This is a genomic window from Paenibacillus medicaginis (assembly GCF_042138635.1).
Lineage (GTDB): Bacteria > Bacillota > Bacilli > Paenibacillales > Paenibacillaceae > Paenibacillus > Paenibacillus medicaginis.
In genome coordinates this window covers 13,194-39,305 of the sequence record NZ_JBHIRY010000009.1, presented here as the reverse complement: position 1 = coordinate 39,305, position 26,112 = coordinate 13,194, and the positions used below count along the sequence as shown (strand labels likewise).

The following is a 26,112-nucleotide window of genomic DNA, read 5'->3' as shown; positions in this document are numbered from 1 at the left end:
GGGAGGCAAGGGCTGCTTCAGTACATTGCATGTAGTTCATCATATGAGGACATATATCCCTTGGTGATTAGCCGCTATTTAAGATCTCAGAAAGTATAAGCCTCGAAGCACAAGCTTCCTGAGATCGCAAGAAAAACTTCCGTTAAATGGGGTCTGGCTTCTGTGAAAGTACGTCGATAGACGTTTTTCTTATAAAAAACTTGGAGGAATGCGAATTATGAACATTTATGACAAAGCCCACGATTTGGCCAAGGCACTGAAAGAAAGTACGGAGGTAGAGGAGATTACTTCCGCCATGAAGCTGATTGATGCGGATCCTGAAGCGAAGCGGATGCTGGATAATTTTCGGGGAAAGCAGATGGATATGCAGCAGCGTATGATGAGCGGTGACATGCCTGATCAGGAAGAGATGGAGAAGCTGGAAAAGCTGTTTGAGGTGCTGAGCATGAATCTGAGCATTCGCAGACTCTTTGACGCGGAACAGCGCCTGAGCGTCATTATTGAGGATGTCAACAAAATTATTACAGGCAGCATGCAGCATTTGTACGGACCTTCTATGTAGGTACGTGTTCAAAAAGTCAGGTTTTCAGCACCGAAGCGTATGCTTCCGAAGTGCGTTTTTTCAAAACGCTTGAGTTGAATGAAGCTAGGGACTGAGGAGCGGAGCGTACGTGGGGTACGTGAGCACCTGAAATGTTTCCGTAGGAAACATGCTTCGGAAGCATCCGCTTAGGCCCGGCTGAATTCAAGATTCGATGTCGAATCCGCTTCCTGACTTCCTTCGTGATCAAAAGATGACTTTTTGAACAACCTCTATAAGTTTGTCTCATATTTACGTTCCCTTCCTCATAGACTAGATACATAGATTCACACTCAGCCTGATTGTGATGTAAGGAAGGAGACCGGTATGGAATGAACAAGAAATGGAAGCATGGTGTATATGTGTTAATTGCCTTGGCCATGGTGCTGGTTGCCGTGCCGCGCATATCGTTGACCGGGGGCTTGAATCTTGTCAACGGGTTCGGGATTGTCTGGGTGCTGTTTGCGCTGATGGTCATTGGCGCTAATCTTCATTTCCTGCTTGGCGTAGACGACGAGAAGCGCAAAGCGCTGGAAAGAGTCCGCAGAGCGAAGCTGCAGCAGTGGCAGCTGCAACTGGACAAGGAGCGCGGAAGATGATGCGTGGGGGAGTCCTGAAAGGTCCTATTGACCTGGGGGACTCCTCTTTTGTGTGGGGAGAAGCTCTTGCGCTCCGAAGCGCTCCGAAGCGCTCCGAAGCGCTCCGAAGCGCTCCGAAGCGCTCCGAAGCGCTCCGAGAACGAAGCATTCCTCCAATCGCTGTTGACCCTCCGGGCCAAAGGCGAACGCTCCGCTTTTCCGGAATTGCTTCGTCCTCTCCGCTGACTGTGTGCTTATTCCCACTTGAAAAATAAGGAGTTGCTGAGGCGGTCAAAAATGGACTTCCAGGGACTTCTGCATCGGGGGTAAATGGTCAAGAACAAGGTGTAGATTTTTCCCTTGTTCTTGACTTTTTTACGTTCTTAAACCAAAAAGAAGAGGATAGTCTCCCAGAAGAAAAAATTTACTTTAGGGCAACCTTTCCTAGTTTTACTTCTGCTATACGGAGTGGTTATAATAGATACAGATTAATACAGATCGAGCGTGGGGGTGAAACAGTTGTGGAGGGTTATGATGAAACGGTAACGAAGCATGAGCAGCTTCTGCGGCATATTGAGGAGCTCAAGATCGGGTCCAAAATATCCGTGCGGAAGCTGGCCAGGGAGACTGGGGTCAGCGAAGGTACGGCTTACCGTGCCGTCAAGGAAGCGGAGAACCTGGGGATCGTTATCACGAAGGAACGGATTGGCACGGTACGTGTGGAGAAAAGGCCGCGAGGGATGTCCGAGCAGCTGACCTTTGCCGATGTGGTCAAAATTGTGGAGGGTCATGTGCTGGGCGGAAGCGAGGGGTTGGAGCAGCCCCTGCATAAATATGTGATCGGAGCCATGCGGGAAGAAGCGATGGCCCGTTATATCGATCCGGGCAGCCTCCTTATTGTGGGCAACCGGGATAATGCGCACTTCCTGGCCCTTGAGCAGGGAGCCGGGGTATTAATTACCGGCGGCTTCGGCACGACGCGCGACGTCAAGCTGCTGGCGGATAAGCTGAACCTGCCGATCATTTCTTCACGCCACGATACATTTACAGTAGCTTCCATGATCAACAGGGCGATCTTTGACCGGCTGATCAAGAAGAAAATTATGCTCGTTGAAGATATTACCGCCCACAAGCCTAAGCTGCACACCCTGAAGGGCGGCAGCACGGCGGGGGATTTCGAACGGCTGGCCCGGTCAGCCGGTGAGCACCGGTTTGCGGTTGTGGACGAATGGAACCGCCTCGTCGGTATCGTCAGCCGTGCCGATGTGGAGGGACTTACGCCGGAGCAGACGATTGACAAGGTGGTGATCCGCAATCCGGTTACAGTGTCTCAGCAAACCTCACTGGCTTCTGCAGCGCAGATTATGACGTGGGAGGGCATTCACTACCTGCCTGTCGTGGACCGCAGCCGCAAGCTGGTGGGTGCCGTTACAAGGCGTGAGGTGCTGGAGGCGCTGCGCAGCGCGCAAAAGCAGCCGCAGCTCGGAGAGACGTTCGATCATCTGATCTGGAACGGTTTTGTCGAGGAAAGGGGAGCGAACGGAGAACTGATGTTCCGCGGCTTTATTATTCCGCAGATGGCTACGAATCTTGGAACGATCTCTGAAGGCGTGCTGATCGACATGATGACCCAGGCGGCCTATCGCACAGCCAAGGATGTGACAGGCAGTGACCATGTGCTTGACAATATAACCACCTATTTTATCAGACCTGTCCAGATTGAGGATTCGGTGGTGATCCGTCCGGCTATTCTGGAAACGAGCCGCCGCTTGTGCAGGCTTGAAATTGAAATTTTGCGGGAGAACAGTCTGGTGTGCAAAGGAGTCATGACGATGCACTCCATCGATCCGGGCTGACAGCAGTTCTGTTTCAATGAAGGGACAGGCAGGTCAGCTCCGGATATAGGGACGGACTTCAATCCAGATTTGCAGCACGTTCTCCATGATCAGCATCGTTTTGATCTGGACGGCATACTCCTTTTCACGAACCGTATAGATTTTGCGGTTCAGCAGGGTGCGCACCAAGCGGCTGTCGCTGTCAATTTCGAAAATGTCCCTGCCGCGCAGCACCTCCATATCCTCATACAGCTGCTGAATGATTTCCTTGGTGTCGACAGAATCGATTTTTTCTGCGGAAGCCTGCTCGGCGGTAATTTTAATTTTTTTAATAACCGTTTGTCTGTCGCTGAGTTGCTGCAGTGTCTTGTTGTCCTCTTGCGCTTGCTGCAGTTGCAGCCGCAGGTCCTGATTCATGGCCCAGAGCTCATTGAAGCGATTCTGCCACACCGTATTGTAAATAATCGCTCCGAACACCATGCCGAGCACGATAAGGGCGGACGACCGGATTGCCTGTAATAATTTATTCATAAGCCACCCCGCTCAGCCGCGGCTGCTGCACACCCATTTGACCAGTTCGGTGCCCATGTGTGCGCCGAGAAAGGCAAAGATCAGATACAAAATCTGCTTGATGGCCGGGGACAGGTTCCCGTCCAGCATATTGCTCTCAATGACCCGCATGGGATCAATGGTGCCGCCGACGGCGGCCGCCAGCGCCCATATTTTAATGCGTCCGGCAACATCCAGCATGGTTTGCGTAGGAGGCTGGAGCGAGACAACCGCCCCCATTCCGCCCAGCAAGGCACCTCCCAGTACGATCCCAAACGCAATGAAGAAATCCAGAATGGCTTTGGAGATAAATGTGCTCATTCGGCCCGTGCTCCTTTCGACTTGGCGAAGCCAGTTTGATTCAGTCCCGGGATGCACACTTGTCCGCTCAGGGCTGTACTTTATTCTATGGGCGGGCTGTTGCAGGATATGATAAAATAGTTCCATTAAGCGGTTGAAAATCAGTGATAGACTTTTGCATATACAACGGGGAAAGGAAGAGAAGCGTATGAGCTCTTTTGTGCATTTGCACGTTCACAGTGAATACAGTCTGCTGGACGGCGCGGCTCGTACCCTGGACCTGGTTAAACAAGCCGCGGCAGGCGGGATGAAGGCGCTGGCCCTGACGGATCACGGGGTTATGTACGGCATCATCCCTTTTTACAAGGCCTGCATTGAACACGGCGTCAAGCCGATTATCGGGTGTGAAGCCTACCTGACCGCAGGCTCCCGCAAGGAGCGTGGCAGCCGCAAGGATCAGCCCATATACCATCTGATACTGCTCGCCAAAAATATGGCGGGCTACCGTAATTTAATGAAGCTTTGCTCCATTGGGCATTTGGAAGGCTTTCATTATAAGCCGCGCATCGACATGGAAAGCCTGGCGGCACATAGCGAAGGGATCATCTGCCTGAGTGCCTGCCTGGGCGGCGAGGTACCGCAACACCTGCTTCACGGTCGTGAGGAGGAAGCGCGGCGGGCTGCAGGACGCTACCTGGATATTTTTGGAGACGACTTTTATCTGGAACTGCAGGATCACGGGCTGCCTGAACAAAAGCGGGTGAATACGCTTTTGGTTGGGCTTGCCCATGATATGGGCATTCCACTTGTGGCGACCAATGACATTCACTATCTGACCCGTGAGGATGCGGAGGTTCAGGATGTGCTGATCTGCATTGGAACAGGGAAAACCGTGGAGGATGAAGGCCGCTTCCGCATTCCGACGGATCAGCTTTATTTCAAGAGCACGGAGGAAATGGCCCGGTTGTTTCCCCACATTCCCGAAGCGCTTGAGAACACGGTGAAAATTGCCCGTCAGTGCAATGTGGAGCTGGAATTCGGCAAATCGATCCTGCCGGCTTACCGCCCTCTGCCAGAGGGAATGACACCTGCGGCTTATTTACAGCAGCTGTGCAGTGCGGGCCTGGAGAAACGTTACGCTTCCAGCCCGCTATGGACAGACCCGGAAGGGCGGCGGGAACTGGATGTCAGACTGGAATATGAGCTTAGTACGATCGAAAGCATGGGATTCAGCGACTATTTTTTGATAGTATGGGATTTTATCGCATTTGCTCATCGGAACGGGATTGTAACCGGGCCGGGAAGGGGCTCCTCGGCAGGCAGCCTCGTTGCTTATGTGCTGGAAATCACGAATGTTGACCCCATCAAGTACAAGCTGCTGTTTGAGCGTTTTCTGAATCCTGAACGGATCACCATGCCGGATATCGATATTGATTTCAGCGACGAGCGGCGGGACGAAGTGATTGCTTACGTGGCAGAGAAATACGGACGTGAACATGTGGCCCAGATCATTACCTTCGGAACGCTTGCCGCCAGGGCCGCCGTGCGCGACGTGGGCCGGGTGCTGAATGTGCCGTACGGTGAAGTGGATAAAGCGGCGAAGCTGATTCCGGGGCAGCTTGGCATTCATATCCGCAGGGCGCTTGAGATCAGCCCCGAGTTGAAGGAGCTGTACGAGACAAAGACACAGACCCGTAATCTGCTGGATATGGCCATGAAGGTGGAGGGCATGCCGCGCCATGCCTCGACCCACGCTGCGGGTGTGGTCATTTCGCAATCTCCCCTGACGGATGCGGTTCCGCTGCAGGAGGGTGGGGAAGGCATTCCGCTGACCCAGTATTCCATGGAAAGTCTGGAATCGATCGGTCTGCTCAAGATGGACTTTCTCGGTCTGCGGACTTTGTCCATTATCGAGCGCTGTCAACAGTGGATTCGGGAGCAGTATGGCCAGCATCCCGATTTCAGCAACATCAGTGATGATGACAGCCTTACCTATGACATGCTGGGACGTGGAGATACGACAGGCGTATTCCAGCTGGAATCGGCGGGAATGCGGCGTGTTCTTAAGGAACTGAAGCCTTCAGGCTTTGAGGATATCATCTCCGTGCTGGCGCTGTACCGGCCGGGACCGATGGAGTTTATCCCGCGGTTCATCGAGGCCAAACACGGGAAAACGGAGGTTCAATACCCGCATCCCGATTTGGAACCGATCCTCAAGGATACGTTCGGTATTATCGTTTACCAGGAACAGATTATGCAGATCGCATCCCGGATGGCGGGCTTTTCACTGGGAGACGCCGATTTGCTGCGCAGGGCGGTGTCCAAGAAGAAGCGTGAGGTGCTGGACCGGGAGCGCGGACATTTTGTGCAGGGCAGTCTGAAGCAGGGATATTCGGAAGCCGAGGCAGAGGCTGTGTATGATATGATCGTCCGTTTCGCCGACTACGGTTTTCCGCGGGCCCATGCTGCCGCTTATGGTGTACTGGCTTTCCAGACGGCATACCTGAAGGCCCATTATCCGGTGCATTTCATGTCCTCCATGCTGGCCGCTGTGATGGGCAGCCACCGCAAGGTGGCGGAATACGTTGTGGAATGCAGGCGTATGGGCATTGAGGTGCTGCCGCCGGATGTCAATGAAAGCGGAGTGCTGTTTACGCCTGTGGTTCCGAACCGCCCGAACGACCCGGACGATTCGGCAAATGAGGGCATGTCCAGACCAGGCAACATCCGCTTTGGCCTTGCGGCGATCAAAAACGTTGGAACCCAGGCAATGGAAAGCATTCTGGCGGTCCGGGCCGAGAAGCCGTTCGGAAGCCTGCTGGATTTCTGCCGCCGCGTGGATCTGCGCGTCTGCAACAAAAGGGTAATCGAATCGCTGATTCAGGCGGGCGCGTTCGATTCTTTGCCGGGGCACCGTGCACAGCTTCTCGCCATGCTTGATGAAACGGTGGAGGCTGCCCTGAAATGGCGCAAGGAACGGGATGATCTGCAAATCCAGCTGTTTGATTTTGTGGAGACACCGAACTGGGACATCCCGTATCCGGAGGTGCTTCCATTCAGCGGAAGCCAGCAGCTGGAACTGGAACGTGAGCTGCTGGGACTGTATTTATCCGGCCATCCGCTGGACGATTTCGAGGAAGAACTGGAAGCGGCCGGTGCCGACAGGCTGATGGAGCTTGCTGAAGCAGAGGACGAGGCGATTGTGGTCACCGCAGGCATGGTTGTCTCGGTCAAAACGATCACGACGAAGCAGGGTAAACCCATGTCCTTTATCGAGCTGGAGGACCAGATCGAACGCTGTGAGGTTGTACTGTTTCCCGAGGTATGGCGACGCAGCCAGCGGCTTGTGGAAAAGGGGGCTTTGCTTGCCGTGCGTGCGAAGGTTCAGCAACAGGATGAGCATTTCAAGCTGCTTGCCGACGAAGTCGGACCGCTTGGCGGGGAGGAGCTTAAGCGGCAGCGGCGCCGGCTGCCCGGCGCTGCCGGGGCGCCAGCCGCAGGCTCCGCAAACGGTGCGGCACGAACCAATACGCGCCCGCAGGCCGGTAGTACGGCGGTCCAGACCGCGCCGTCCAGGGCTGCGGCTGCTGCTTCTGATCGTAGTGCCTCTGCCCCGCGTGTATTTGTCAAAATTACTCGGCAGGCCGAGGAGGATACAGAGCTGCTGGCGCAGCTCAAAGAGGTGCTGCAGGAGCACAGCGGACCGCTTGAAACCATATTGTTCTACGAGAGCAGCCAGAAGCTGCTGGCACTCAGCCAGGCATACAGAATTGAGCCGTCACATGAGTTGATCGGACAGCTGGAGGCGCTGCTCGGCAAGGAGACGGTCCGGGTTAAATGACTCAAATTGGATGATTCTAGAACTATTTGGCTTTCTTCCGCATACACTTGAGAACATTGGCAAACTGTTTCAAAATTTTTCGCTTGCTCGCAAAGCCGAACTATTGCGGCTGCGGTGAAACGGAGGGAGTCTAATGTCACAGGTGTATGTAGAGGAGCTGCTGAAACGCAGAGGGGTCGGGATCGAGTCTATTGCAGAAATTGTTTTTCATTTGCAGCATGGCTATTATCCAGATTTGACATTAGAGGAATGTGCCGAGAGCGTCAGGGCCGTCCTGCAGAAAAGAGAAGTACAGTATACGCTTTATACCGGCATCGCACTGGATGAATTGGCGGAGAAGAGGCTCTTGCCCCAGCCGCTGCAGGAGATGATGGAGGCTGACGAACCGTTGTTTGGGGTCGATGAAACCCTTGCTCTCGGCATCACCAGCGTGTACGGCATGATCGGCTTGACAAGTTTCGGATATGTGGATAAAGATAAAACAGGCATTATGAAGCTTCTGAACAACAAGGAGCAAGGCGTGCACGTCTTTTTAGATGATCTTGTCGCAGGCTTGGCGGCGGCAGCCTCCGCAAGAATTGCGCACCGGAATGCAGGGGCCAGGCACTATCCAACCCCGCTATCTTAATTTTTTTAAATAACGGCAGAGCGCGCTCGCAGCCTGTATTGCCTATGTTTATCGGCTTTAAGGGCCTCCCTTCACCAGGGGGGTCTTTCTTGCGGGAAAAAAGAAAGGTATGGTATCATTGTTTCATTATACGGACTCAGAACATAATACTTGGGGGGTTAAGAGGTGTGGACGGTGATCTATATTGCGCCTACGGCCAAGCTGGCCGAGAGGATCAAGCTTAAACTGTCCGAGGAAGGCTTTCTTGTGAAGACGCGTGCGATCAGCGCTTCTAAGCAGCAGTTTGAGATACTCGTCCCTTCCGGAGAAGTCGAAGAAGTTCAGGAAGTGCTTAATTCCATTTTGCACCCCTGAGTCCGAAACGGCGGCAGTGAGCATGAGAAGAGCATGGACAACGGTGACGCCTGCAGGCGTCGGCGGCTGATATCATATCGTAATTCAGGTGCCGCATAGGCGACACGATGACCTTTATCGGTTGCGGCCGACAAATTAACGGCTGGAGAGGTGTAGTTGTGTTTAAAGATTTATTTCAGAAAAAGAGGAAATACGCGACAATTCCGTCCGATAGGGCGCTGCACAGCGGCGACCAGGAGACACAGGAACGGCCCAAAAGGGAGATTCCCGAAGGCTTGATGACCAAATGCGGAAAATGCGGAACAATCCAATACAGCAAAGAATTAGAGAAAAATCTGAAAGTATGTCCGAATTGCGGTTACCACATGCGGCTGAATGCGCCAGAACGGATTAAAATGACATTGGACGAGGAAGGTTTTACGGAGTTTGACGCAGACATGATCTCAGTCGATCCGCTGGGATTTCCGGGTTACAGCACCAAGCTTGAGCAGCAAACGCTGAAATCGGGGCTGCGCGAAGCAGTGGTTACCGGGCGCGGAACGATAGACGGACAGCCTGTTGTCGCCGCTGTTATGAGTTTTGATTTTTTCACTGGAAGCATGGGTTCAGTAGTAGGCGAGAAGATAACCCGTGCTATTGAACATGCCATCGAACATAAGCTGCCGATGATCATCTTTTCGACATCCGGCGGCGCGCGGATGCAGGAGAGCATTCTGAGCCTCATGCAGATGGCCAAGACAAGCGCGGCCCTTGCCCGGCTGGACGAGCAGGGGGGACTTTATATATCTGTGATCACTGATCCGACTACCGGTGGCGTATCGGCAAGCTTTGCTACGCTTGGAGACATTAACATTGCTGAGCCTGGCGCTGTTTTCGGCTTCGCAGGCCGGATTGTCATCGAGCAGACGATTCGCCAAAAGCTGCCTGATGATTTTCAGACCTCCGAGTTTAATTTGCAGCACGGTCAGCTCGATATGGTGGTGCACCGCAAGGACATGCGCGCTACACTGGCCAAGCTGTTGGAACTTCACAGCACGAAAGGGGCGAACTAGATTGGCAGGAGAATTGCCTTACGAAAAACCTCTTGTGGAGATGCGGCAAAAGATTCAGGAGCTGCAGCAGTTCGGTCAGGAGAAGGGGATCGATTTCACAGAGGAAATCAACCGGCTTGAGGAGAGGTACCGCAAGCTGGAAGAAGAGATATACAGCAACATTACCGCCGCGCAGAAAATGCACCTGGCCCGGCACCAGCAGCGGCCGACTTCGCTGGATCTGATCGAGCTGGTGTTCACGGATTTCATGGAACTGCATGGCGACCGCCTCTTCGGTGATGATTTGGCGGTCGTAGGTGGACTGGCCCGTTTGAACGGGACGCCGGTCACGGTTATCGGGCAGCAGCGGGGGAAGGATACGAAGGACAACATCGCCCGCTTCTTCGGCAGCCCGCATCCGGAAGGTTTCCGCAAAGCGTTGCGTCTCATGCAGCAGGCGGACAAGTTCCGGCGGCCGATCATTACATTTATTGATACCAAAGGGGCATATCCCGGAAACACGGCTGAAGAGAGAGGTCAATCGGAAGCGATCGCCCGCAACCTGCGGGAAATGGCGAAGCTTTCGGTGCCTGTTATTTGTGTGGTCATTGGGGAGGGCGGAAGCGGCGGCGCGCTGGCCATGGCTGTCGGCAACCGGGTTCTGATGCTGGAGCATGCCATTTATTCTGCGATTTCCCCTAACGGCGCTGCCTCGATTCTGTGGAAAGACGCCTCCAAAGCGGACCAGGCGGCTGAAGCGATGAAGATTACCGCACATGATTTGCTGGACATGGAAGTGATCGAAGGAATTATTCCTGAGCCGCAGGGCGGCGCTCACCGGGATTATGAGCAGACTGCGCATGCGATTCAATCAGCTCTGGAAGTGCACCTGCAGCAGCTGTCGGCCATGAACGCCGAGGAGCTGAAGGAAGACCGCTACCGCAAATTCCGTAAAATCGGCGAGTTTACATTTGCGCAGAACCAAACGTCCAGTACGGTTGTGGATGAGCAATAATGGACAAACATTAAATATGACGAAATTCCTATACAAATAGAGAAAATTATAGTAGATTTAATTGTTGGAAAAAGATATAGACTGACCTTGTGAAAAACGGAGGAAACCTAATATGCGCAAAACAAAGATTGTATGTACCATTGGTCCTTCCAGCGAGTCGTTGGAAAATGTAAAGAAGCTGATTATGGCCGGCATGAACGTGGCCCGTCTGAACTTCTCCCACGGTGATTTCGAGGAGCATGGCAACCGTATCAAGAACATCCGCCAAGCCAGCCAGGAGCTGAACAAAAACGTTGCTGTGCTGCTCGATACAAAGGGGCCGGAAATCCGGACCGGGAAGCTCGAAGTTGAGCCGATTGAACTGGTTCAGGACGAATACGTCACACTGACGACGGAAGAAATTCTGGGCACGAAGGAACGCATTTCCGTTACGTATCGTGACCTTCCTTCCGATGTGACGCCTGGCTCCACGATTCTGATCGACGACGGTCTGATCGGTCTCACTGTAGTTGAAGTGGCGGGAACTGAAATTAAATGCCGTATTGTCAACGGCGGTACCATCAAAAGCAAGAAAGGCTGCAACGTACCGGGAGTCAGCATTTCCCTGCCTGGAATTACGGAAAAGGATGCCGCGGATATTGTGTTCGGCATCGAACAGGGCATTGATTTTATCGCTGCTTCCTTCGTGCGCAAAGCGAGCGACGTATTGGAAATCCGCGAGCTGCTTAAGAAGCATAATGCGGGCCATATCCAGATCATTTCCAAGATCGAAAACCAGCAGGGTGTAGACAACCTGGATGAAATCCTGGAAGCGTCCGACGGACTGATGGTTGCGCGTGGTGACCTCGGGGTTGAAATTCCTGCCGAGGAAGTTCCGCTCGTACAGAAGCTTATGATTGAAAAATGTAATATTGCCGGCAAACCGGTAATCACGGCGACACAGATGCTGGATTCCATGCAGCGCAACCCGCGTCCTACCCGTGCGGAAGCAAGCGACGTGGCCAATGCGATCTTCGACGGTACGGACGCTATCATGCTGTCCGGTGAAACGGCTGCGGGTAAATATCCTGTTGAGTCGGTGCTGACAATGTCGCGTATTGCCGAGAAAGCGGAATCCGCACTGAACTACCGTCAGTTGTTCAAGAAACAAAGAACGGCGCAGGAAGTCAGCATTACGGAAGCGATCAGCCAATCGGTGTCCATCTCTGCACTTGATCTGCATGCGAAAGCGATCATTACTTCCACCGAGTCCGGCACGACAGCTCGCATGATTTCGAAATATCGTCCGCAGGCCCCGATCATTGCTGTTACGACCGATGAGCGGACTCTTCGCCGGATGGCTCTCACTTGGGGTGTGGTGGCTGTTCAGGGAAGATCTGTGGATACTACGGATGAGCTCTTTAACAACGCTATTGAAGGCGGATTGAAAACCGGTCTTGTGAAAGAAGGAGACCTTGTTGTCATCACGGCAGGCGTTCCTCTTGGACGCTCCGGCTCCACGAACCTGATTAAAGTGACTCAGGTATAAGCGACAGGTAAATTATAGGCTGTTCCCGCTGCAGAATTTTTATTCTGCACTGAGGAGCAGCTTTTTTTATATGGGGCAGGTTTAAACAGTAAAAGAAGGGAGGCTGGCAAGCTTGAGAAGTGAACAGGACATGATGAAGCTGCTAGTGAGTTTTGCGGCGGAGGACGACAGAATCCGCTTAGTCACTTTGGAAGGCTCAAGAACCAACAAGAACATTGCCACTGATGCATTTCAGGATTACGATATTTCTTATTTTGTGACCGATATGGACTCTTTCAAGGAGAATGATGAATGGCTCAATCATTTCGGAAAGCGCATCATGATGCAAAAGCCGGAGGATATGGAGCTGTTTCCGGCGGAATTGGGCAATTGGTTCTCCTATATCATCCTTTTTGAAGACGGCAATAAATTAGATATGACGCTTATTCCGCTTGATGAGACAGAAGAGTATTTCAGCGGCAGCGATGGTTTGGTTGAAATTTTACTGGATAAAGACGGCCTGATTCAAAATGAAGTGCGGGCAGATGATCGCCAATATTGGATTCAGAAGCCAACGGTCAGAAAATTTGACGATTGCTGCAATGAATTCTGGATGACTTCGACATACGTAGTCAAAGGATTGGGAAGCGTTATTGTCAACCTACGCCGGCAATGGGGATGAGAATATGTGGCAGTCTTTATTCACCTGCTGCGGGCTGTTCAGAAAATACGCCAAAGCTGTGGCAGCAAGCCAGGGCTTCATCTATCCGGATTACGATGAAGCCATCACCGGATATACCATGAATATCTACAACTCATAGATACGATAAACGCAAGGAGATGTCCGCGAGTTTCGTTGGCCCGGGGCTCTCCTTTTCTTGACGAAATAAATTAGCTTGATTCTGCAGGGTTCGTGCCCCTGCACGATGCCTTGCACGATTATCCCTTTTGTTCAGGGAGTAGGAGGCTCTTCTCCTTAGCTTGTCTGTTTTTCTGTGACCTGATCAAACGGGATAATGATGCAAAGCGCTCGGACAGCGGATGTTAATCTGCCAACAAAACCACCGTTCTTCCCTGCCCTCAAGATTTTAACGCCCCTCTTTCAATTTCCCATCGTTTGCCCTGTTTGGCCGAGAATAAAGCTCTTAAATGCTTCTTTAGACTCAGACAGCGGATGATTGCCGTGCATCATATAAATTTCATAAAAAGCCGGCCGGGTGCCGGGCAGGGCATGCCATACCAGCCCTTCCTCCTGGCCGCGGATGCCGCATGCCGGAAAAAAGGAGATCATGCTGCCAGCTGACACTGCATGCTTGACCGCTTCCAAGGACCCGGACTCCAATACGACATTTACAGAGGCCATCGAGATGCTGCTTCGCTCAAACCATGTCTTTGCATAGCTGTGCAGAAACGATGGAGAAGAGGAGATCACGAATGCTTCATGGAGCAGCGTTTCTTTCAAAGATAAACCGTCCAAGCGAAGTGAATGCGATGCGGAAGTGATGAGTCCCATCTCATCCCGGAAAACAGGGTGACAGGTGATTGAATCGGACAGGAGCGGATCATGTACAAATGCAAAATCAATCTCTCCTTCCTGAAGCAGCCGGTTGATCGTATCCGCCGGGTGGATTTCAAGCAAAATATAGGTCCCTGGATTTATTTTGGTATATTCCGTTACCCACCCGGGAACGATATAACTCCCGGGAACAACATCAGCAGCAATTCGGATTCTCTTTCCCGCCCGTCCTGCATGATCAGCCAGTGCCTGCATGGCTGCGGTTTCCAGGGAAAGAATCTGCCTGGCATAAGGAAGCAGCTTTCTGGCGGCTTCCGTAAGCAGAATTCGACCTCTAGCTGCATGGAACAGCGGTGTCTGCATTTCCTTTTCCATGCTCTTCATATGGAAGGACACGGTTGGCTGCTTCATGTTTAATGCCTGTGCGACTTCAGTCACTTTATGATACTTGTCCATAAGTACCAGAATCTGATATTTGAGCAAATTCAAAGCTAATCCCCGCCTAAAATCAGTATAGATTTATTGTATACAAAAAATCGATAAAATCTATCGTTTTTTTATACTGTTTTTACAAAACTATGTTTTTAACCTAACATTCGAAACCTACAATGTAAAAGTAGTTGATGGAAAAATAAAAAAACCGTCACTTAATAAGGGGAGGACAATTTATCATGTTGAAAAAATGGCCGTTTGTTCTGATGACACTTACTCTGGTGTTCCTGCTTGCTGCATGTGGTTCAAGCAATAATGCTGCACAAGGCGGAGAGACAGGAGGAACAACCAACAACGGTGGTCAGACTACAGAAACACCAGAGGCACCAGCTCTGAGCGGAAATGTCCTGGCTGTTGGTTCGACTGCACTGCAGCCGTTGGTGGAGCAAGCTGCACAGAAGTTCATGGCTGAAGATCAATATAAAGGTGTTTCCGTCCAGGTTCAAGGCGGCGGCAGCGGTACGGGTCTGACCCAGGTATCCGGCGGACAAGCAGATATCGGCAACTCCGATGTATTTGCTCAAGAGAAGCTTGAATCCGGTGCAGAAGAACTTGTTGACCACCAGGTTGCTGTTGTAGCAATGGCTGCTGTAGCTAACCCAAAAGTTGGCGTGGACAACCTGACTAAAGAACAACTGGTAAGTATTTTCACCGGCAAAGTGAAGAACTGGAAAGAAGTTGGCGGTGCGGATCAGGAAATCGTGATCGTTAACCGTCCTAGCAGCTCCGGTACTCGTGCGACTTTCGAGAAATACGCTCTTGGCACAAAAACGGAAGATCTTCCGGGCTCCATCCAGCAGGATTCCTCAGGTACAGTTAAAAAACTGATTGCCGAAACACCTGGCGCCATCGGTTACCTGGCCTTGTCTTACCTGGATGACACCGTTACTTCCCTGAAATATAACAGCGTTGAAGCTACTGTTGAGAATGTGGAAAAAGGCGATTATCCAGTATGGGCTTACGAGCACATGTACACTAAAGGCGAGCCTCAACCACATGTAAAAGCTTTCCTGGACTATGTTCTGTCCGATGCAGTGCAACAAGCTGATGTTAAGGATCTTGGCTACATCCCTGTAGGCGGCATGCAGGTTACTCGTGACGTTGACGGCAACGTAACGAAAAAATAATAAACTCTTCATGAGCCGGACACATGTACGGTGAACAACTAGTCATCACTCGGAGAACAGAGGCGGACATGCGTCCAGCCTCTATTCTTCGGTTAAAAGGAGTTAAAGATGGAACCTATTGAAGGGAAGACTTACATGGAGCAAAGTAAAAGAACCCGTGGGATGATGAGAGAAAAGCACTACTGGGAAGAATGGACCGGCCGTATATTTACGTCGGTTTGTGTCGTTTTTTTGATTGCAGTTATTATATCGATCGTCTATTTTGTCGCTTCAAAGGGAGTGGCTACCTTTGCGTTTGACGGAGTGAGTCTGCGCGAGTTCTTCTTTGGCACAAAGTGGAGCCCGGACGGCCAACCGGCTTCATTTGGCGCTCTTCCTTTTATTACGGGATCATTTGCGGTTACTATTCTGGCAGCTCTGATTGCCAGCCCTCTCGGTTTGTGTGCGGCTTTATTCATGACAGAGATCGTACCTAAGTTTGGCAAACGCATATTACAGCCGGCGATTGAGCTTTTGTCGGGCATTCCTTCTGTCGTATACGGGTTCGTCGGTTTGACTGTGCTTGTGCCCTTGCTGCGCAATGTGTTTGGCGGTCAGGGTAACGGAATTCTTGCCGGCTGCCTTGTTTTGTCCCTTATGATTCTTCCTACGATTACAAGTATTATGGCAGATGCTTTGGCAGCCCTGCCCAAGGGCCTTCGTGAATCCTCATTTGCCCTTGGCGCAACCCGCTGGCAGACGATTGCCCGGGTTATCATTCCGACGACACTGCCGGCGTTGATGACAGGCATCATTCTCGGCATGGCCAGAGCATTCGGTGAGGCTCTTGCTGTGCAAATGGTTATCGGCAACGCTCCGCACATTCCGCATTCCCTGCTGGAATCAGCCTCAACGCTGACGAGTGTAATTACGCTCAGTATGGGGAATACCGCGATGGGCTCGCTCCAAAACGATGCTTTGTGGAGCATGGCGCTCGTTCTCCTGCTGATGACATTTGTATTCGTGCTGCTCGTTAGGGTGCTTGAAAGGAGAAACCGTATTTAATGAAAGCTAAATCCATAGATAAAGCCGCTACGTTGATTATTTGTTTCTTTGCCTTACTGATCGTCGCTGTGCTGATTGGTCTTATCGGTTTTATATTGTTCCGCGGCATCAGTCATATCAATTGGAATTTCTTGACCGCAGCTCCGCAAACGCTGCGTGCAGGCGGGGGCATCGGTCCCCAATTGTTCAACTCCGTATTTCTCCTTATATTGACGCTGATCATTACCATTCCCCTGGGATGGGGAGGCGGCATTTACATGGCGCAATATGCCAAGCCGGGGCGTCTTACGGATTTCATCCGTCTGACGGTTGAAGTGCTTTCTTCGTTCCCGTCGATCGTGATTGGTTTGTTTGGTTTGCTGCTGATTGTAAATACGTTTAATTTTGGCTTCTCGTTATTGTCGGGTGCGCTGGCTTTGGCTGTATTTAACCTGCCGCTGATGGTACGTACGACGGAACAGGCGTTCCGGGCCGTGCCGAAGGAGCAAAAAGAGGCAGGGCTGGCTCTGGGCCTGTCCAAATGGAAAATCATCACTTCCATCATGCTGCCGGTTGCGCTGCCAAGCTTGATTACCGGCACCATTCTGGCGGCCGGCCGTATCTTTGGTGAAGCCGCGGCTCTGCTGTTCACAGCGGGTATGACCACGCCTCCGCTTGATTTCACGGATTGGAATCCGCTCAGCCCGAGGTCGCCGATCAACCCGATGCGGCCTGCCGAAACGCTGGCCGTTCATATCTGGAAGGTGAACAGTGAGGGGATTGCGCCTGACTCCGCAGACATTGCCGCCGGAGCGTCAGCAGTGCTGGTGCTGCTTGTATTGGCATTCAATCTGTCGGCCCGCTGGCTTGGCAAGGTGGCATACAAAAAGATGACTGCTGCGAAGCGTATGGATTAAAAGGAGATGAATCTACACAATGGCCCAGCCTTTCAGTACCGAGGATTTAAGCATATATTATGGAACCTTTGAAGCTGTCAAAAAAATCAGTATGGAATTTCCCGCCGAAACGGTCACGGCCCTGATCGGTCCGTCGGGATGCGGAAAATCGACCTTTTTGCGTTCCCTGAACCGGATGAATGATGAGATTGCAGGGGCCTATGCGACAGGCCATATCTGGATGAACGGAAAGGATCTGAACGATCCGGGTACAGATGTCATCAAGCTTCGCCAGGAGATTGGAATGGTGTGGCAGAAGCCGAATCCGTTTTATAAATCGATCTACAATAACATTGCATTCGGACCTAGATACCGGGGCATCAAGAGGAAAAAAGAGCTGGATGAAATTGTGGAAACCAGCTTGCGCAAAGCGGCCCTGTGGGACGAAGTAAAGGACCGGCTGCACGGTTCGGCGCTTGCCCTGTCGGGCGGTCAGCAGCAGCGTCTCTGTATAGCCCGCGCACTGTCAGTCAATCCGAGCATTCTGCTGCTGGATGAGCCGGCCTCCGCGCTGGACCCGGTATCCACAGGCAAGATCGAAGAACTGATTACGGAACTGAAGCAGGAACTGCGCATTGTTATCGTTACTCATAATATGCAGCAGGCAGCCCGTATTTCTGATTTCACGGCCTATTTCTATGTAGGCAATCTGATTGAGCGCGGAAAAACGAAGGATATTTTCACGAATCCAACCAATGAGCTGACCCAGGAATATATCATGGGACGTTTCGGCTAAATGACAAGGCCGCCTTTCGAGGCAGGCCTTTTTTGTTCCTGTGGCTGAAATGTGGTTTAATGGAACTAGGACATTTTATTTTAAAGTGCGAGTTCAAAAAGTCAGGTTTTCAGCACCGAGAAGGTTGGATGCAGCAAGGGACTGAGGAGCGTAGCGTACTTGGGGTACGTGAGCACCTGAAATGTTTCCGTAGGAAACATGCTTCGGAAGCATCTGCTTAGGCCCGGCTGAATTCAAGATTCGATGTCGAGTCCACTTCCTGATTTACTTCGTGATCAAAAGATGACTTTTTGAACTACCTCTTCAAAGAAAGAAGTCCGGGACAGGAGAGAAGCACTATATGGCCAGAGAAAGGCAGGAAGCAGGACACAGCCTGTCATCCGTTCAGTTTCGCGTGCGTTATCCCGAATGCGATCAGATGGGTGTTGTGTACCATGCCAACTATTTGAATTGGTTCGAAATCGGGCGTACCGAAATGATCCGGCAATCCGGCTTCACCTACCGCAGCATGGAAGAGCAAGGATTGATGCTGCCGGTCATTGATGTAGGTCTGAAGTATCATAAACCGGCCAAATATGATGATCTGGTGAGCGTATATACACAAATTACGGAGCTGACAAGAATGCGCCTGAGCTTTGCTTACGAAGTAAGACGCATGGGGGCAGATGAACAGGAGCTGCAGCAGAGTGCACTGCTCGTTACAGGCTTAACACAGCATGTATGGTTGAATGGGGATTGGAAGCCGGCCAGACTTGATAAAGCAATGCCCGAAGTGTATCAGTCGCTGCAGAAACTGGTTGCAGATAGAAAGGAGTAAAGCATGCGCAGGCCCTACTGGCTATTACTATTATTAATTCCAGCATTGGAGCTGTATGGTTTTCTGTGGGTAAGTCAGCAAATTGGTGCGGGAAAGACGATATTATTGATTATCATGACTTCCATCATCGGATTTGCCATGCTGCAGTTTGAAGGCCGCAAGGTCATTGCCGATGCCAAGCTGCAAATGAACCAGGGGCAAATGCCGGGCAATAAAATGCTTGACGGATTATGTGTTTTCCTGGGCGGAAGCATGCTGGTTATTCCGGGATTTATCACCGATATCATCGGTTTTACTTTGATTTTCCCGCTCACGCGGCCTATTTACAGAAAGCTGCTGTACCGATGGATGGAGAAAAAAATGAAAAACGGCAGCATTACGTTCAGGCGGTTCTGACGTAATGCCGCCGTTTTTTCCACTATAAGTGACTTTTTGAACTACCTCTATAACAGCTTTATCTGATCCTGCCGGCGAGAATATAGTTGCGCAAATCGCGAAGCACGTTGGCACGGTTAAACGCATCGAGCACAACGAGGGAGACGGGTCCGATAATGAGCCCCAGTACACCGAACAGCTTGAGCCCGACAAACATGGCAATCAGGGTGGCCAACGGATCGAGTCCGACACTGCTGGCCAGCACCTTGGGCTCGGCGATCTGACGTGCAATCAGAATGACAATATAAAGGATGGAGAGTCCTAACCCAAGCGCAAAATTATCCGACATAAACGCATATATAGCCCATGGGATCATAACGATACCTACACCGAGATAAGGCAGCAGGTCAATCAGCCCGATCATCAGCCCGATGGTGAAAGCGGAATCCACCCGTAAAATGATAAGACCGACAATAACAACAACCGCGGTTATGGAAATGATAATGAATTGAGCCAGCAAATATCCGGACAGGGCCTTGCGCAGATCCAGCCAAATATCGGCGACCGTCTTGCGCAGACCTCCTGGGACAAGTCCGGAAAATGTGCGGGCATGCCGTTCCCAGTTTTTGCTGATGAAAAAAGCAGCCAGCACGATGACCATGAGAACGGCCCCCATATTCGGCAGAGCGGTGAGGAAGCCCAGAATTCCGTTGAGAAAACGGGTAACCAGATCGGTGACTGCGCTGCTTACGTTTTGTGTCGTTTTATCGATATTATTGTTGATGGTCTGTTGATAATCTGGATTTTCGCGGAGGAATTCATTCATTTCAATGATAATATTTTGTATGATATCACTCTTCGTCCAGGAGACGAACAGGCTCTTGAAGTGTTCAATATGAATGTCAAACGTTTTGGTCAGTTCAATAAGCTCCTTCACGATGCGTGTGACCGCGGCGGACAGCACCAGCAGAATGGCTCCGAGATATACAAACAGCGAAAGGGTGACTGCCAGCCAGTGGGGAAGCCTGGCCTTTTTGTGAAGAAACAGAACGAGCGGATTCATCGCGTAAGCCACCAGCCACGCCAGCAGGAAGGGATACACGAGCGGAAAGAGCCAATACACAGCAAGAAGGAACAATAGGATTCCTGTTATGACCCATAGTGCCCGTAAAATACGTTTTAGTATAAGTCGGTTCACCGTTCGATTTCTCCTTTTTTTGTTAGATGTATACCTGTATGCGACTGCCTCTGAAAATATGTCTCAAACCTAGAAAACTTTGAAAATGAAAAGGGTTTCAAAAAATGTTTATAGGACTGATAAAATATTTGAATGCGCAGGATTAGCTGATTGATGTTCACAGAACCGACAAAATCCGGTATAGTGATAAGAGATTAAAATTATTGACATATGACGTTAACATTTTTAAGGCGATCCCAAGTCATCTTTACTTTTGAAACTGTTTTCATTTGCAAGTCCTTTACAAAGCTTTTAGACAAAGGAGAGATGTAATATGACAGCGACTAAAGGTCTGGAAGGAATCGTGGCTGCGACTTCTTCCATTAGCTCCATTGTAGATGGCGTTCTCACTTACCGTGGCTATAACATTGATGATCTGGCCGTTAACGCCTCTTTTGAAGAAGTAGCCTATTTGCTGTGGTTTGGCAAGCTGCCGAGTGCGTCCCAGCTTAGCGATCTGCATGCCCAACTGAGCCGCTATGCCCCGATTCCCGATGAACTCATCTCGCAAATGAAGCTGTACCCGAAAGATATGAACACTATGGCGGCGCTCCGCTCCGCCGTATCTGCTCTGGCTCTGTTCGACAGTCAAGCGGACGATATGTCCCGTGAAGCCAATGAGCTCAAGGCGATTAAACTGCAGGCACAGCTACCGACGATTGTAGCGGCGATTGCACGTCTTCGTAAGGGATTGGAACCGATTCAACCGAAAGAAGGCGCTTCCATCGCCGAGAATTTTCTGTATATGATGGATGGGGAAGAGCCTTCCGCAACTGCTGTGAAGGCAATGGATCAGGCGCTGGTGCTTCATGCGGACCATGAACTGAACGCTTCCACGTTTGCCGCCCGCGTGACTGTAGCCACATTATCGGACATTTACTCTGGCATCACGTCCGCTGTGGGTGCGCTCAAAGGGCCGCTGCATGGTGGAGCCAACGAGGCAGTTGCCAAAATGCTGGACGAGATCGGTTCGCTGGACAAAGTGGAGCCGTTCATTCAGCAAAAGCTGGCTAACCGCGATAAAATTATGGGCTTTGGACATCGTGTGTATAAAAATGGCGATCCACGTGCGAAGCATCTGCAGAAGATGTCACGCGAGCTTGGCGAGCAGAATGGAAACACGAAGCTGTATGAAATGTCTGTGCGTATTGAGGAACTCGTCACTTCCCAGAAGGGTCTGAAGCCGAATGTGGATTTCTATTCCGCGTCAGTCTATACTCAGCTGGGCATCGAACGTGAACTATTTACACCGATCTTCGCTGTCAGCCGTGTATCAGGGTGGACGGCGCATATTCTTGAACAGTATGAGGATAACCGGATTATCCGTCCTCGTGCGGAATACACAGGTCCGACAAATCAGAAATACATTTCCCCTGAACTGCGGTGACATCCGGGAAATTAATCATGTACAATAGAGATGCGAGGGGCTGGGAGGCAATGATAAAAGTCACTCTTCCTGCCCCCTCTATGCTGGTTGCCCATTAGTCTGGGCAGAGGCGAACCATTAACGATACAAGGAGGAACTGGAACTCATGAAATTGGAAAAGTTTGATCTCCCTACAGAAGGCGAAAAAATCACAATTGATAACGGAAAACTGCAGGTGCCGAACAATCCGGTGATTCCTTTCATCGAGGGCGACGGTACAGGACGCGATATCTGGAAAGCTTCCAAGCGTGTGCTTGACGCTGCGGTTGAGAAAGCGTATGGCGGTTCGAAGAAAGTCGCATGGTATGAGGTGTTTGCTGGAGAGAAGGCATTTAATACATACGGGGAGTGGCTTCCGAATGACACGCTTGAAGCGATTCGCGAATACATCGTGGCGATCAAAGGCCCTCTTACAACTCCGATCGGCGGCGGTATCCGCTCGCTGAACGTTGCCCTGCGCCAGGAGCTGGACCTGTACGTCTGCCTTCGTCCTGTTCGCTATTTCGACGGTGTTCCTTCTCCGGTAAAACGCCCTGAGCTGGTGGATATGGTTATTTTCCGTGAAAATACAGAGGATATTTATGCCGGTATCGAGTACAAGGAAGGCTCCGAAGAAGTGAAAAAGGTCATTAAATTCCTCCAGGAGGAAATGGGAGTCAATAAAATCCGCTTCCCTGAAACGTCGGGCATCGGCATCAAGCCGGTTTCTTCCGAAGGCTCCAAACGTCTGGTGCGCGCGGCTGTCGAATATGCCATCACGCATAACCGCAAGAGCGTAACACTCGTGCATAAAGGAAATATCATGAAGTTCACCGAAGGTGCCTTCAAAAACTGGGGTTATGAAGTAGCTGAGCAGGAGTTCGGAGACAAGGTGTTTACTTGGGCCCAGTACGACGAAATCAAAGAAAAAGAAGGCACGGATGCGGCTAATGCTGCACAGCAAGCGGCTGAAGAAGCCGGAAAGATCATTATCAAGGATGCTATCGCTGATATTGCGCTGCAGCAGGTGCTGACACGTCCGTCCGAGTTTGATGTGATCGCTACCCTGAACCTGAACGGTGACTACCTGTCTGATGCGCTGGCTGCACAAGTAGGCGGTATCGGTATCGCCCCTGGCGCCAATATCAACTATGTGACAGGCCATGCCATTTTCGAAGCTACACACGGAACGGCTCCGAAATATGCGGATAAGGATGTAGTGAATCCGGGTTCCGTGATTCTCTCCGGCGTTATGATGCTTGAGCATCTGGGCTGGCAGGAAGCTGCTGACCTGATTTACAAAGGTATAGAAACTGCAATCAACAATAAAACGGTTACGTATGATTTTGCCCGCCTGATGGAAGGGGCTACTCAAGTAAAATGCTCTGAGTTCGCAGACAAAGTTATCAGCCATATGTAGGAGGCGGTACTGTGGCCATTAAACGGAGAAAAATCACTGTAGTCGGAGCCGGTTTTACCGGTGCAACAACTGCATTGATGCTCGCGCAAAAAGAGCTGGGCGATATTGTTCTGGTGGACATCCCGCAGTTGGAGAATCCGACGAAGGGCAAAGCCCTGGATATGCTGGAGGCAAGCCCGGTGCAAGGGTTTGACAGCAATATTATCGGCACCTCCGATTATGCCGAGACCGCCGGTTCGGATATTGTCATTATTACCGCCGGAATTGCCCGCAAACCAGGCATGAGCCGCGATGATCTTGTCAATACGAACGCAGGTATCGTGAAATCGGTGTGCGAGAATGTGAAGACCTACTGTCCTGAAGCCATCGTCATTATCCTCAGCAATCCTGTCGACGCGATGACCTATACGGCGTATCAAACGCTTGGTTTTCCTAAAAACCGTGTCATCGGCCAATCAGGTGTGCTCGATACAGCACGTTACTGTACATTCATCGCGCAGGAGCTTAATGTATCGGTAGAGGATGTGCGCGGCTTTGTGTTAGGGGGCCACGGTGATGATATGGTGCCGCTTGTCCGTTACTCCAATGTCGGGGGCATTCCGATAGACACGCTCATTCCGGCTGACCGCATTGAAGCCATCGTGCAGCGGACACGTGTCGGTGGCGGAGAAATCGTCAATCTGCTGGGCAACGGCAGCGCATATTATGCGCCTGCAGCTTCCCTTGTGCAAATGGCTGAAGCGATTCTGAAGGACAAGAAACGGATTATTCCGGTGATCGCTTACCTGGAAGGCGAGTATGGGTATGAAGACCTGTTCCTCGGCGTACCGGCTCTGCTGGGCGGTAGCGGCATCGAGAAAATATTTGAGCTTGAGCTGACTGCGGAGGAGAAGGCGGCGCTTGATCAATCGGCCGAATCTGTCCGCAATGTCATTAAAATTGTCTCGATATAATTCATAATATCGTCACAGGCTAGGAATCCTCTCTTTATGGGAGGATTCCTTTTTTGCGGATTGAGATTCTTGCATTCTTCCCGGTATAATAGTATACGTTTGGGATTCGGATTACAAAATAAGGGAGGTTATTACATGAGAGTTATCTATTTGCTGCATATCATCGGAGCTCTGGCTATGGGCTTTTATCTCATTCTGCCTTTCTTGGTCGGAAAGCTTAATAGCCTGTCAGCTCCCGCGCAGGAAGGGGCAGTAAGCACAGTGCGGACACTGAATCGGTTTGCGCAGTATGCGCTCATTATCCAACTGCTGACTGGCGGATATATGCTGACCGGCGAAGACTACTCTATTGCGTGGATGGTGATCGTCTTCTTGCTGCTTCTCATTATTGCGGGGCTGGGCGGCATGATGGGCAAACCGCTGCGCCTTGCAATCGAGGGAATCAGCAAGGGGAATGATATATCCGCTGAGAGGGCCAAGCTCAGAACATTTAGTGTTCTGCTGGCGGTCTGCATGCTGCTGATGCTGTTTTTCATGGTGTACCGTCGAATTATTTAATTCAGGGCAGAGAGCATTACGTATATAACTATTGTTTGATTTGAAAGAACAGGTTTGTGGAAGGGGTTCCACCAAACCTGTTCTTTTTCTTTTTTTAATGAAGGAGATGCACGAAGCAGCGGAAGGGACGAAGCAATTCCATAAAGCGGCAGCGTTCGCCTTTGGCCCGGAGGGCCAACAGCGATTGTAGGAATGGTTCGTTCCTGGAGCGTCTCAAAACAGCCGACAGTAGAATCTCCTGATCAACATGTTTAAGTCAAGCTGAGGCGTGGTAAAAGTACAGTGTCGGGCAGAGTTTTTATACAAAGTTATGTGCATCCTATGGGAAGATTCCATAATTCTGACTTTACGAAAGGAGAATGAATCATGTCCAAGCAGCAAAGCAACCAGCAAACCCTGCCGCCACAGCACCAGAACCAGCGTCCGGGGATTGAATCCAAAATGACGCCGCAGCCGGAATTCGAGACACCGGCTTACAAGCCGGCGGGCAAATTGACGGGCAAGGTGGCGCTTATAACGGGTGGTGATAGCGGGATCGGCCGCGCCGTTGCCGTAACCTATGCGAAGGAGGGCGCAGATGTAGCCATCGTCTACCTGAGCGAGCATAGTGACGCGGAGGAAACAAAGCGTCAGGTTGAGCAGGAGGGGCGGAAATGCGTGCTGATTGCCGGTGATATTGGAGACGAGAAATTTGCCAAGAAGGCTGTGCAACAAACGGTGGAGAATCTGGGCAAATTGGATATTCTGGTGAACAACGCAGCCGAACAGCATCCACAGCAGTCCATTGAAGACATTACTGCCGAGCAATTGGAGCGGACATTCCGCACCAACATCTTCGGAATGTTCTTCTTGACCAAAGCGGCCATGCCTCTGCTGAAGCAGGGCAGTACGATCATCAATACAACATCCATTACAGCGTACAAAGGCAACCCGCAGCTGCTTGATTACTCTTCGACCAAAGGGGCTATTACTGCTTTTACCCGTTCGTTGTCCATGAATTTGGTGGAAAAGGGCATTCGTGTAAATGCTGTTGCACCTGGACCGATCTGGACTCCGCTGATTCCGTCTACCTTTGATGAGAAGCAGGTAAGCCAGTTTGGTGCTACCCAGCCGATGAAGCGTCCCGGACAGCCCGAAGAGCTGGCTCCGGCATATGTATACCTGGCATCCTCGGACTCCTCCTATGTCAGCGGTCAAGTCATCCATGTCAATGGCGGTGAGGTCGTAAACGGTTGATGAACAGGAAAACAGGCTGCAAAGCATTGCTGATGTAATTCTA

The 26,112-nt window shown here is 51.1% G+C and carries 24 protein-coding genes and 1 pseudogene; 21 read left to right on the top strand and 4 right to left on the bottom strand.

Going from position 1 to position 26,112, the window contains the following annotated elements; all coding sequences use genetic code 11:
- Positions 1 to 217: 217 nt before the first annotated feature.
- The 3 genes from ACE5LO_RS11365 (at position 218) to ACE5LO_RS11355 (ending at position 3,014) form a co-directional block, all read left to right on the top strand.
- Positions 218 to 562, top strand: coding sequence for a YlbF/YmcA family competence regulator (locus ACE5LO_RS11365; protein WP_375520140.1), 345 nt, complete (start codon positions 218 to 220; stop codon positions 560 to 562).
- Positions 563 to 912: 350 nt separating this feature from the next.
- The gene (locus tag ACE5LO_RS11360; RefSeq protein ID WP_375520139.1) at positions 913 to 1,179 is read left to right on the top strand and encodes a hypothetical protein; all 267 of its coding nucleotides are present in this window, start codon (positions 913 to 915) and stop codon (positions 1,177 to 1,179) included.
- 500 nt (positions 1,180 to 1,679) lie between these two features.
- On the top strand, positions 1,680 to 3,014 hold the full coding sequence (locus ACE5LO_RS11355; protein WP_375520138.1) for a DRTGG domain-containing protein: 1,335 nt from the start codon (positions 1,680 to 1,682) through the stop codon (positions 3,012 to 3,014).
- A gap of 33 nt (positions 3,015 to 3,047) precedes the next feature.
- On the opposite strand, the gene ACE5LO_RS11350 is transcribed toward ACE5LO_RS11355, so the two are convergent.
- Both ACE5LO_RS11350 and ACE5LO_RS11345 read right to left on the bottom strand, forming a co-directional pair.
- Positions 3,048 to 3,524, bottom strand: coding sequence for a sporulation membrane protein YtrI (locus tag ACE5LO_RS11350; RefSeq protein ID WP_375520137.1), 477 nt, complete (start codon positions 3,522 to 3,524; stop codon positions 3,048 to 3,050).
- A gap of 12 nt (positions 3,525 to 3,536) precedes the next feature.
- Positions 3,537 to 3,863 (bottom strand): YtrH family sporulation protein, encoded by a 327-nt coding sequence (locus tag ACE5LO_RS11345; protein WP_375355353.1) that lies wholly within the window; start codon positions 3,861 to 3,863, stop codon positions 3,537 to 3,539.
- Between the two features lie 187 nt (positions 3,864 to 4,050).
- Here ACE5LO_RS11345 and ACE5LO_RS11340 point away from each other — a divergent pair, with 187 nt between their 5' ends.
- The 7 genes and pseudogenes from ACE5LO_RS11340 to ACE5LO_RS11310 all read left to right on the top strand — a co-directional run bounded on the left by ACE5LO_RS11340 (position 4,051) and on the right by ACE5LO_RS11310 (position 13,039).
- A complete protein-coding gene (locus tag ACE5LO_RS11340; RefSeq protein WP_375520136.1) occupies positions 4,051 to 7,683 on the top strand; it encodes a DNA polymerase III subunit alpha in 3,633 nt (1,210 codons plus the stop codon).
- A gap of 133 nt (positions 7,684 to 7,816) precedes the next feature.
- Complete coding sequence (locus ACE5LO_RS11335; RefSeq protein WP_375520135.1) at positions 7,817 to 8,311, top strand: phosphatidylglycerophosphatase A family protein; 495 nt, start codon at positions 7,817 to 7,819, stop codon at positions 8,309 to 8,311.
- 165 nt (positions 8,312 to 8,476) lie between these two features.
- Positions 8,477 to 8,665 (top strand): glutamate decarboxylase, encoded by a 189-nt coding sequence (locus ACE5LO_RS11330; RefSeq protein ID WP_355318100.1) that lies wholly within the window; start codon positions 8,477 to 8,479, stop codon positions 8,663 to 8,665.
- A 158-nt stretch (positions 8,666 to 8,823) separates the two neighbouring features.
- Positions 8,824 to 9,717, top strand: a complete 894-nt coding sequence (gene accD / locus ACE5LO_RS11325) for an acetyl-CoA carboxylase, carboxyltransferase subunit beta (protein WP_375520134.1) — start codon at positions 8,824 to 8,826, stop codon at positions 9,715 to 9,717.
- Between the two features lies 1 nt (position 9,718).
- The gene (locus tag ACE5LO_RS11320; RefSeq protein ID WP_375520133.1) at positions 9,719 to 10,711 is read left to right on the top strand and encodes an acetyl-CoA carboxylase carboxyltransferase subunit alpha; all 993 of its coding nucleotides are present in this window, start codon (positions 9,719 to 9,721) and stop codon (positions 10,709 to 10,711) included.
- Between the two features lie 112 nt (positions 10,712 to 10,823).
- The gene (pyk, locus tag ACE5LO_RS11315) at positions 10,824 to 12,239 is read left to right on the top strand and encodes a pyruvate kinase (protein ID WP_375355358.1); all 1,416 of its coding nucleotides are present in this window, start codon (positions 10,824 to 10,826) and stop codon (positions 12,237 to 12,239) included.
- A 112-nt stretch (positions 12,240 to 12,351) separates the two neighbouring features.
- Positions 12,352 to 13,039 (top strand): annotated as a pseudogene (locus ACE5LO_RS11310) (aminoglycoside 6-adenylyltransferase).
- Positions 13,040 to 13,320: 281 nt separating this feature from the next.
- On the opposite strand, the gene ACE5LO_RS11305 reads toward ACE5LO_RS11310, so the two are convergent.
- Positions 13,321 to 14,223, bottom strand: coding sequence for a LysR substrate-binding domain-containing protein (locus ACE5LO_RS11305; RefSeq protein WP_375520132.1), 903 nt, complete (start codon positions 14,221 to 14,223; stop codon positions 13,321 to 13,323).
- Positions 14,224 to 14,405: 182 nt separating this feature from the next.
- Here ACE5LO_RS11305 and ACE5LO_RS11300 point away from each other — a divergent pair, with 182 nt between their 5' ends.
- The 6 genes from ACE5LO_RS11300 (at position 14,406) to ACE5LO_RS11275 (ending at position 19,281) form a co-directional block, all read left to right on the top strand.
- Positions 14,406 to 15,353, top strand: a complete 948-nt coding sequence (locus ACE5LO_RS11300; protein WP_375520131.1) for a phosphate ABC transporter substrate-binding protein — start codon at positions 14,406 to 14,408, stop codon at positions 15,351 to 15,353.
- A 108-nt stretch (positions 15,354 to 15,461) separates the two neighbouring features.
- On the top strand, positions 15,462 to 16,397 hold the full coding sequence (gene pstC / locus ACE5LO_RS11295; RefSeq protein WP_375520130.1) for a phosphate ABC transporter permease subunit PstC: 936 nt from the start codon (positions 15,462 to 15,464) through the stop codon (positions 16,395 to 16,397).
- Positions 16,397 to 17,293 carry a phosphate ABC transporter permease PstA gene (gene pstA / locus ACE5LO_RS11290; protein ID WP_375520129.1) on the top strand — a complete coding sequence of 299 codons (897 nt, stop codon included), beginning with the start codon at positions 16,397 to 16,399 and terminating at the stop codon, positions 17,291 to 17,293. The genes pstC and pstA overlap by 1 nt, the downstream gene beginning before the upstream one ends.
- 19 nt (positions 17,294 to 17,312) lie before the next feature.
- Positions 17,313 to 18,068, top strand: a complete 756-nt coding sequence (gene pstB, locus ACE5LO_RS11285) for a phosphate ABC transporter ATP-binding protein PstB (RefSeq protein WP_375520128.1) — start codon at positions 17,313 to 17,315, stop codon at positions 18,066 to 18,068.
- 340 nt (positions 18,069 to 18,408) lie between these two features.
- A complete protein-coding gene (locus ACE5LO_RS11280; protein WP_375520127.1) occupies positions 18,409 to 18,885 on the top strand; it encodes an acyl-CoA thioesterase in 477 nt (158 codons plus the stop codon).
- A 3-nt stretch (positions 18,886 to 18,888) separates the two neighbouring features.
- Positions 18,889 to 19,281, top strand: a complete 393-nt coding sequence (locus ACE5LO_RS11275; protein WP_375355365.1) for an FxsA family protein — start codon at positions 18,889 to 18,891, stop codon at positions 19,279 to 19,281.
- A 58-nt stretch (positions 19,282 to 19,339) separates the two neighbouring features.
- Here ACE5LO_RS11275 and ytvI read toward each other — a convergent pair whose 3' ends face one another.
- Positions 19,340 to 20,458 carry a sporulation integral membrane protein YtvI gene (gene ytvI, locus ACE5LO_RS11270; RefSeq protein ID WP_375520126.1) on the bottom strand — a complete coding sequence of 373 codons (1,119 nt, stop codon included), beginning with the start codon at positions 20,456 to 20,458 and terminating at the stop codon, positions 19,340 to 19,342.
- A 313-nt stretch (positions 20,459 to 20,771) separates the two neighbouring features.
- Here ytvI and citZ point away from each other — a divergent pair, with 313 nt between their 5' ends.
- The 5 genes from citZ (at position 20,772) to ACE5LO_RS11245 (ending at position 26,069) form a co-directional block, all read left to right on the top strand.
- Positions 20,772 to 21,884 (top strand): citrate synthase, encoded by a 1,113-nt coding sequence (citZ, locus tag ACE5LO_RS11265; RefSeq protein WP_375520125.1) that lies wholly within the window; start codon positions 20,772 to 20,774, stop codon positions 21,882 to 21,884.
- Positions 21,885 to 22,029: 145 nt separating this feature from the next.
- Positions 22,030 to 23,322 carry an NADP-dependent isocitrate dehydrogenase gene (gene icd / locus ACE5LO_RS11260; protein ID WP_375520124.1) on the top strand — a complete coding sequence of 431 codons (1,293 nt, stop codon included), beginning with the start codon at positions 22,030 to 22,032 and terminating at the stop codon, positions 23,320 to 23,322.
- An 11-nt stretch (positions 23,323 to 23,333) separates the two neighbouring features.
- The gene (gene mdh, locus ACE5LO_RS11255; protein WP_375520123.1) at positions 23,334 to 24,275 is read left to right on the top strand and encodes a malate dehydrogenase; all 942 of its coding nucleotides are present in this window, start codon (positions 23,334 to 23,336) and stop codon (positions 24,273 to 24,275) included.
- A gap of 135 nt (positions 24,276 to 24,410) precedes the next feature.
- The gene (locus ACE5LO_RS11250) at positions 24,411 to 24,833 is read left to right on the top strand and encodes a hypothetical protein (protein WP_375520122.1); all 423 of its coding nucleotides are present in this window, start codon (positions 24,411 to 24,413) and stop codon (positions 24,831 to 24,833) included.
- 366 nt (positions 24,834 to 25,199) lie between these two features.
- Positions 25,200 to 26,069 (top strand): SDR family oxidoreductase, encoded by an 870-nt coding sequence (locus ACE5LO_RS11245; RefSeq protein ID WP_375355371.1) that lies wholly within the window; start codon positions 25,200 to 25,202, stop codon positions 26,067 to 26,069.
- Positions 26,070 to 26,112 lie beyond the last annotated feature (43 nt).

Excerpts from the sequence above, each read along its gene's own strand:
- pstB (WP_375520128.1), top strand. The coding sequence starts at position 17,313 with ATGGCCCAGCCTTTCAGTACCGAGGATTTAAGCATATATTATGGAACC.
- citZ (WP_375520125.1), top strand. The coding sequence starts at position 20,772 with ATGACAGCGACTAAAGGTCTGGAAGGAATCGTGGCTGCGACTTCTTCC.
- pyk (WP_375355358.1), top strand. The coding sequence starts at position 10,824 with ATGCGCAAAACAAAGATTGTATGTACCATTGGTCCTTCCAGCGAGTCG.
- pstC (WP_375520130.1), top strand. The coding sequence starts at position 15,462 with ATGGAACCTATTGAAGGGAAGACTTACATGGAGCAAAGTAAAAGAACC.
- ACE5LO_RS11345 (WP_375355353.1), bottom strand. The coding sequence starts at position 3,863 with ATGAGCACATTTATCTCCAAAGCCATTCTGGATTTCTTCATTGCGTTT.
- ACE5LO_RS11350 (WP_375520137.1), bottom strand. The coding sequence starts at position 3,524 with ATGAATAAATTATTACAGGCAATCCGGTCGTCCGCCCTTATCGTGCTC.
- ACE5LO_RS11275 (WP_375355365.1), top strand. The coding sequence starts at position 18,889 with ATGCGCAGGCCCTACTGGCTATTACTATTATTAATTCCAGCATTGGAG.
- ACE5LO_RS11300 (WP_375520131.1), top strand. The coding sequence starts at position 14,406 with ATGTTGAAAAAATGGCCGTTTGTTCTGATGACACTTACTCTGGTGTTC.
- ACE5LO_RS11360 (WP_375520139.1), top strand. The coding sequence starts at position 913 with ATGAACAAGAAATGGAAGCATGGTGTATATGTGTTAATTGCCTTGGCC.
- ACE5LO_RS11335 (WP_375520135.1), top strand. The coding sequence starts at position 7,817 with ATGTCACAGGTGTATGTAGAGGAGCTGCTGAAACGCAGAGGGGTCGGG.
- ACE5LO_RS11245 (WP_375355371.1), top strand. The coding sequence starts at position 25,200 with ATGTCCAAGCAGCAAAGCAACCAGCAAACCCTGCCGCCACAGCACCAG.
- ACE5LO_RS11250 (WP_375520122.1), top strand. The coding sequence starts at position 24,411 with ATGAGAGTTATCTATTTGCTGCATATCATCGGAGCTCTGGCTATGGGC.
- ACE5LO_RS11365 (WP_375520140.1), top strand. The coding sequence starts at position 218 with ATGAACATTTATGACAAAGCCCACGATTTGGCCAAGGCACTGAAAGAA.
- ACE5LO_RS11340 (WP_375520136.1), top strand. The coding sequence starts at position 4,051 with ATGAGCTCTTTTGTGCATTTGCACGTTCACAGTGAATACAGTCTGCTG.
- icd (WP_375520124.1), top strand. The coding sequence starts at position 22,030 with ATGAAATTGGAAAAGTTTGATCTCCCTACAGAAGGCGAAAAAATCACA.
- ACE5LO_RS11280 (WP_375520127.1), top strand. The coding sequence starts at position 18,409 with ATGGCCAGAGAAAGGCAGGAAGCAGGACACAGCCTGTCATCCGTTCAG.
- pstA (WP_375520129.1), top strand. The coding sequence starts at position 16,397 with ATGAAAGCTAAATCCATAGATAAAGCCGCTACGTTGATTATTTGTTTC.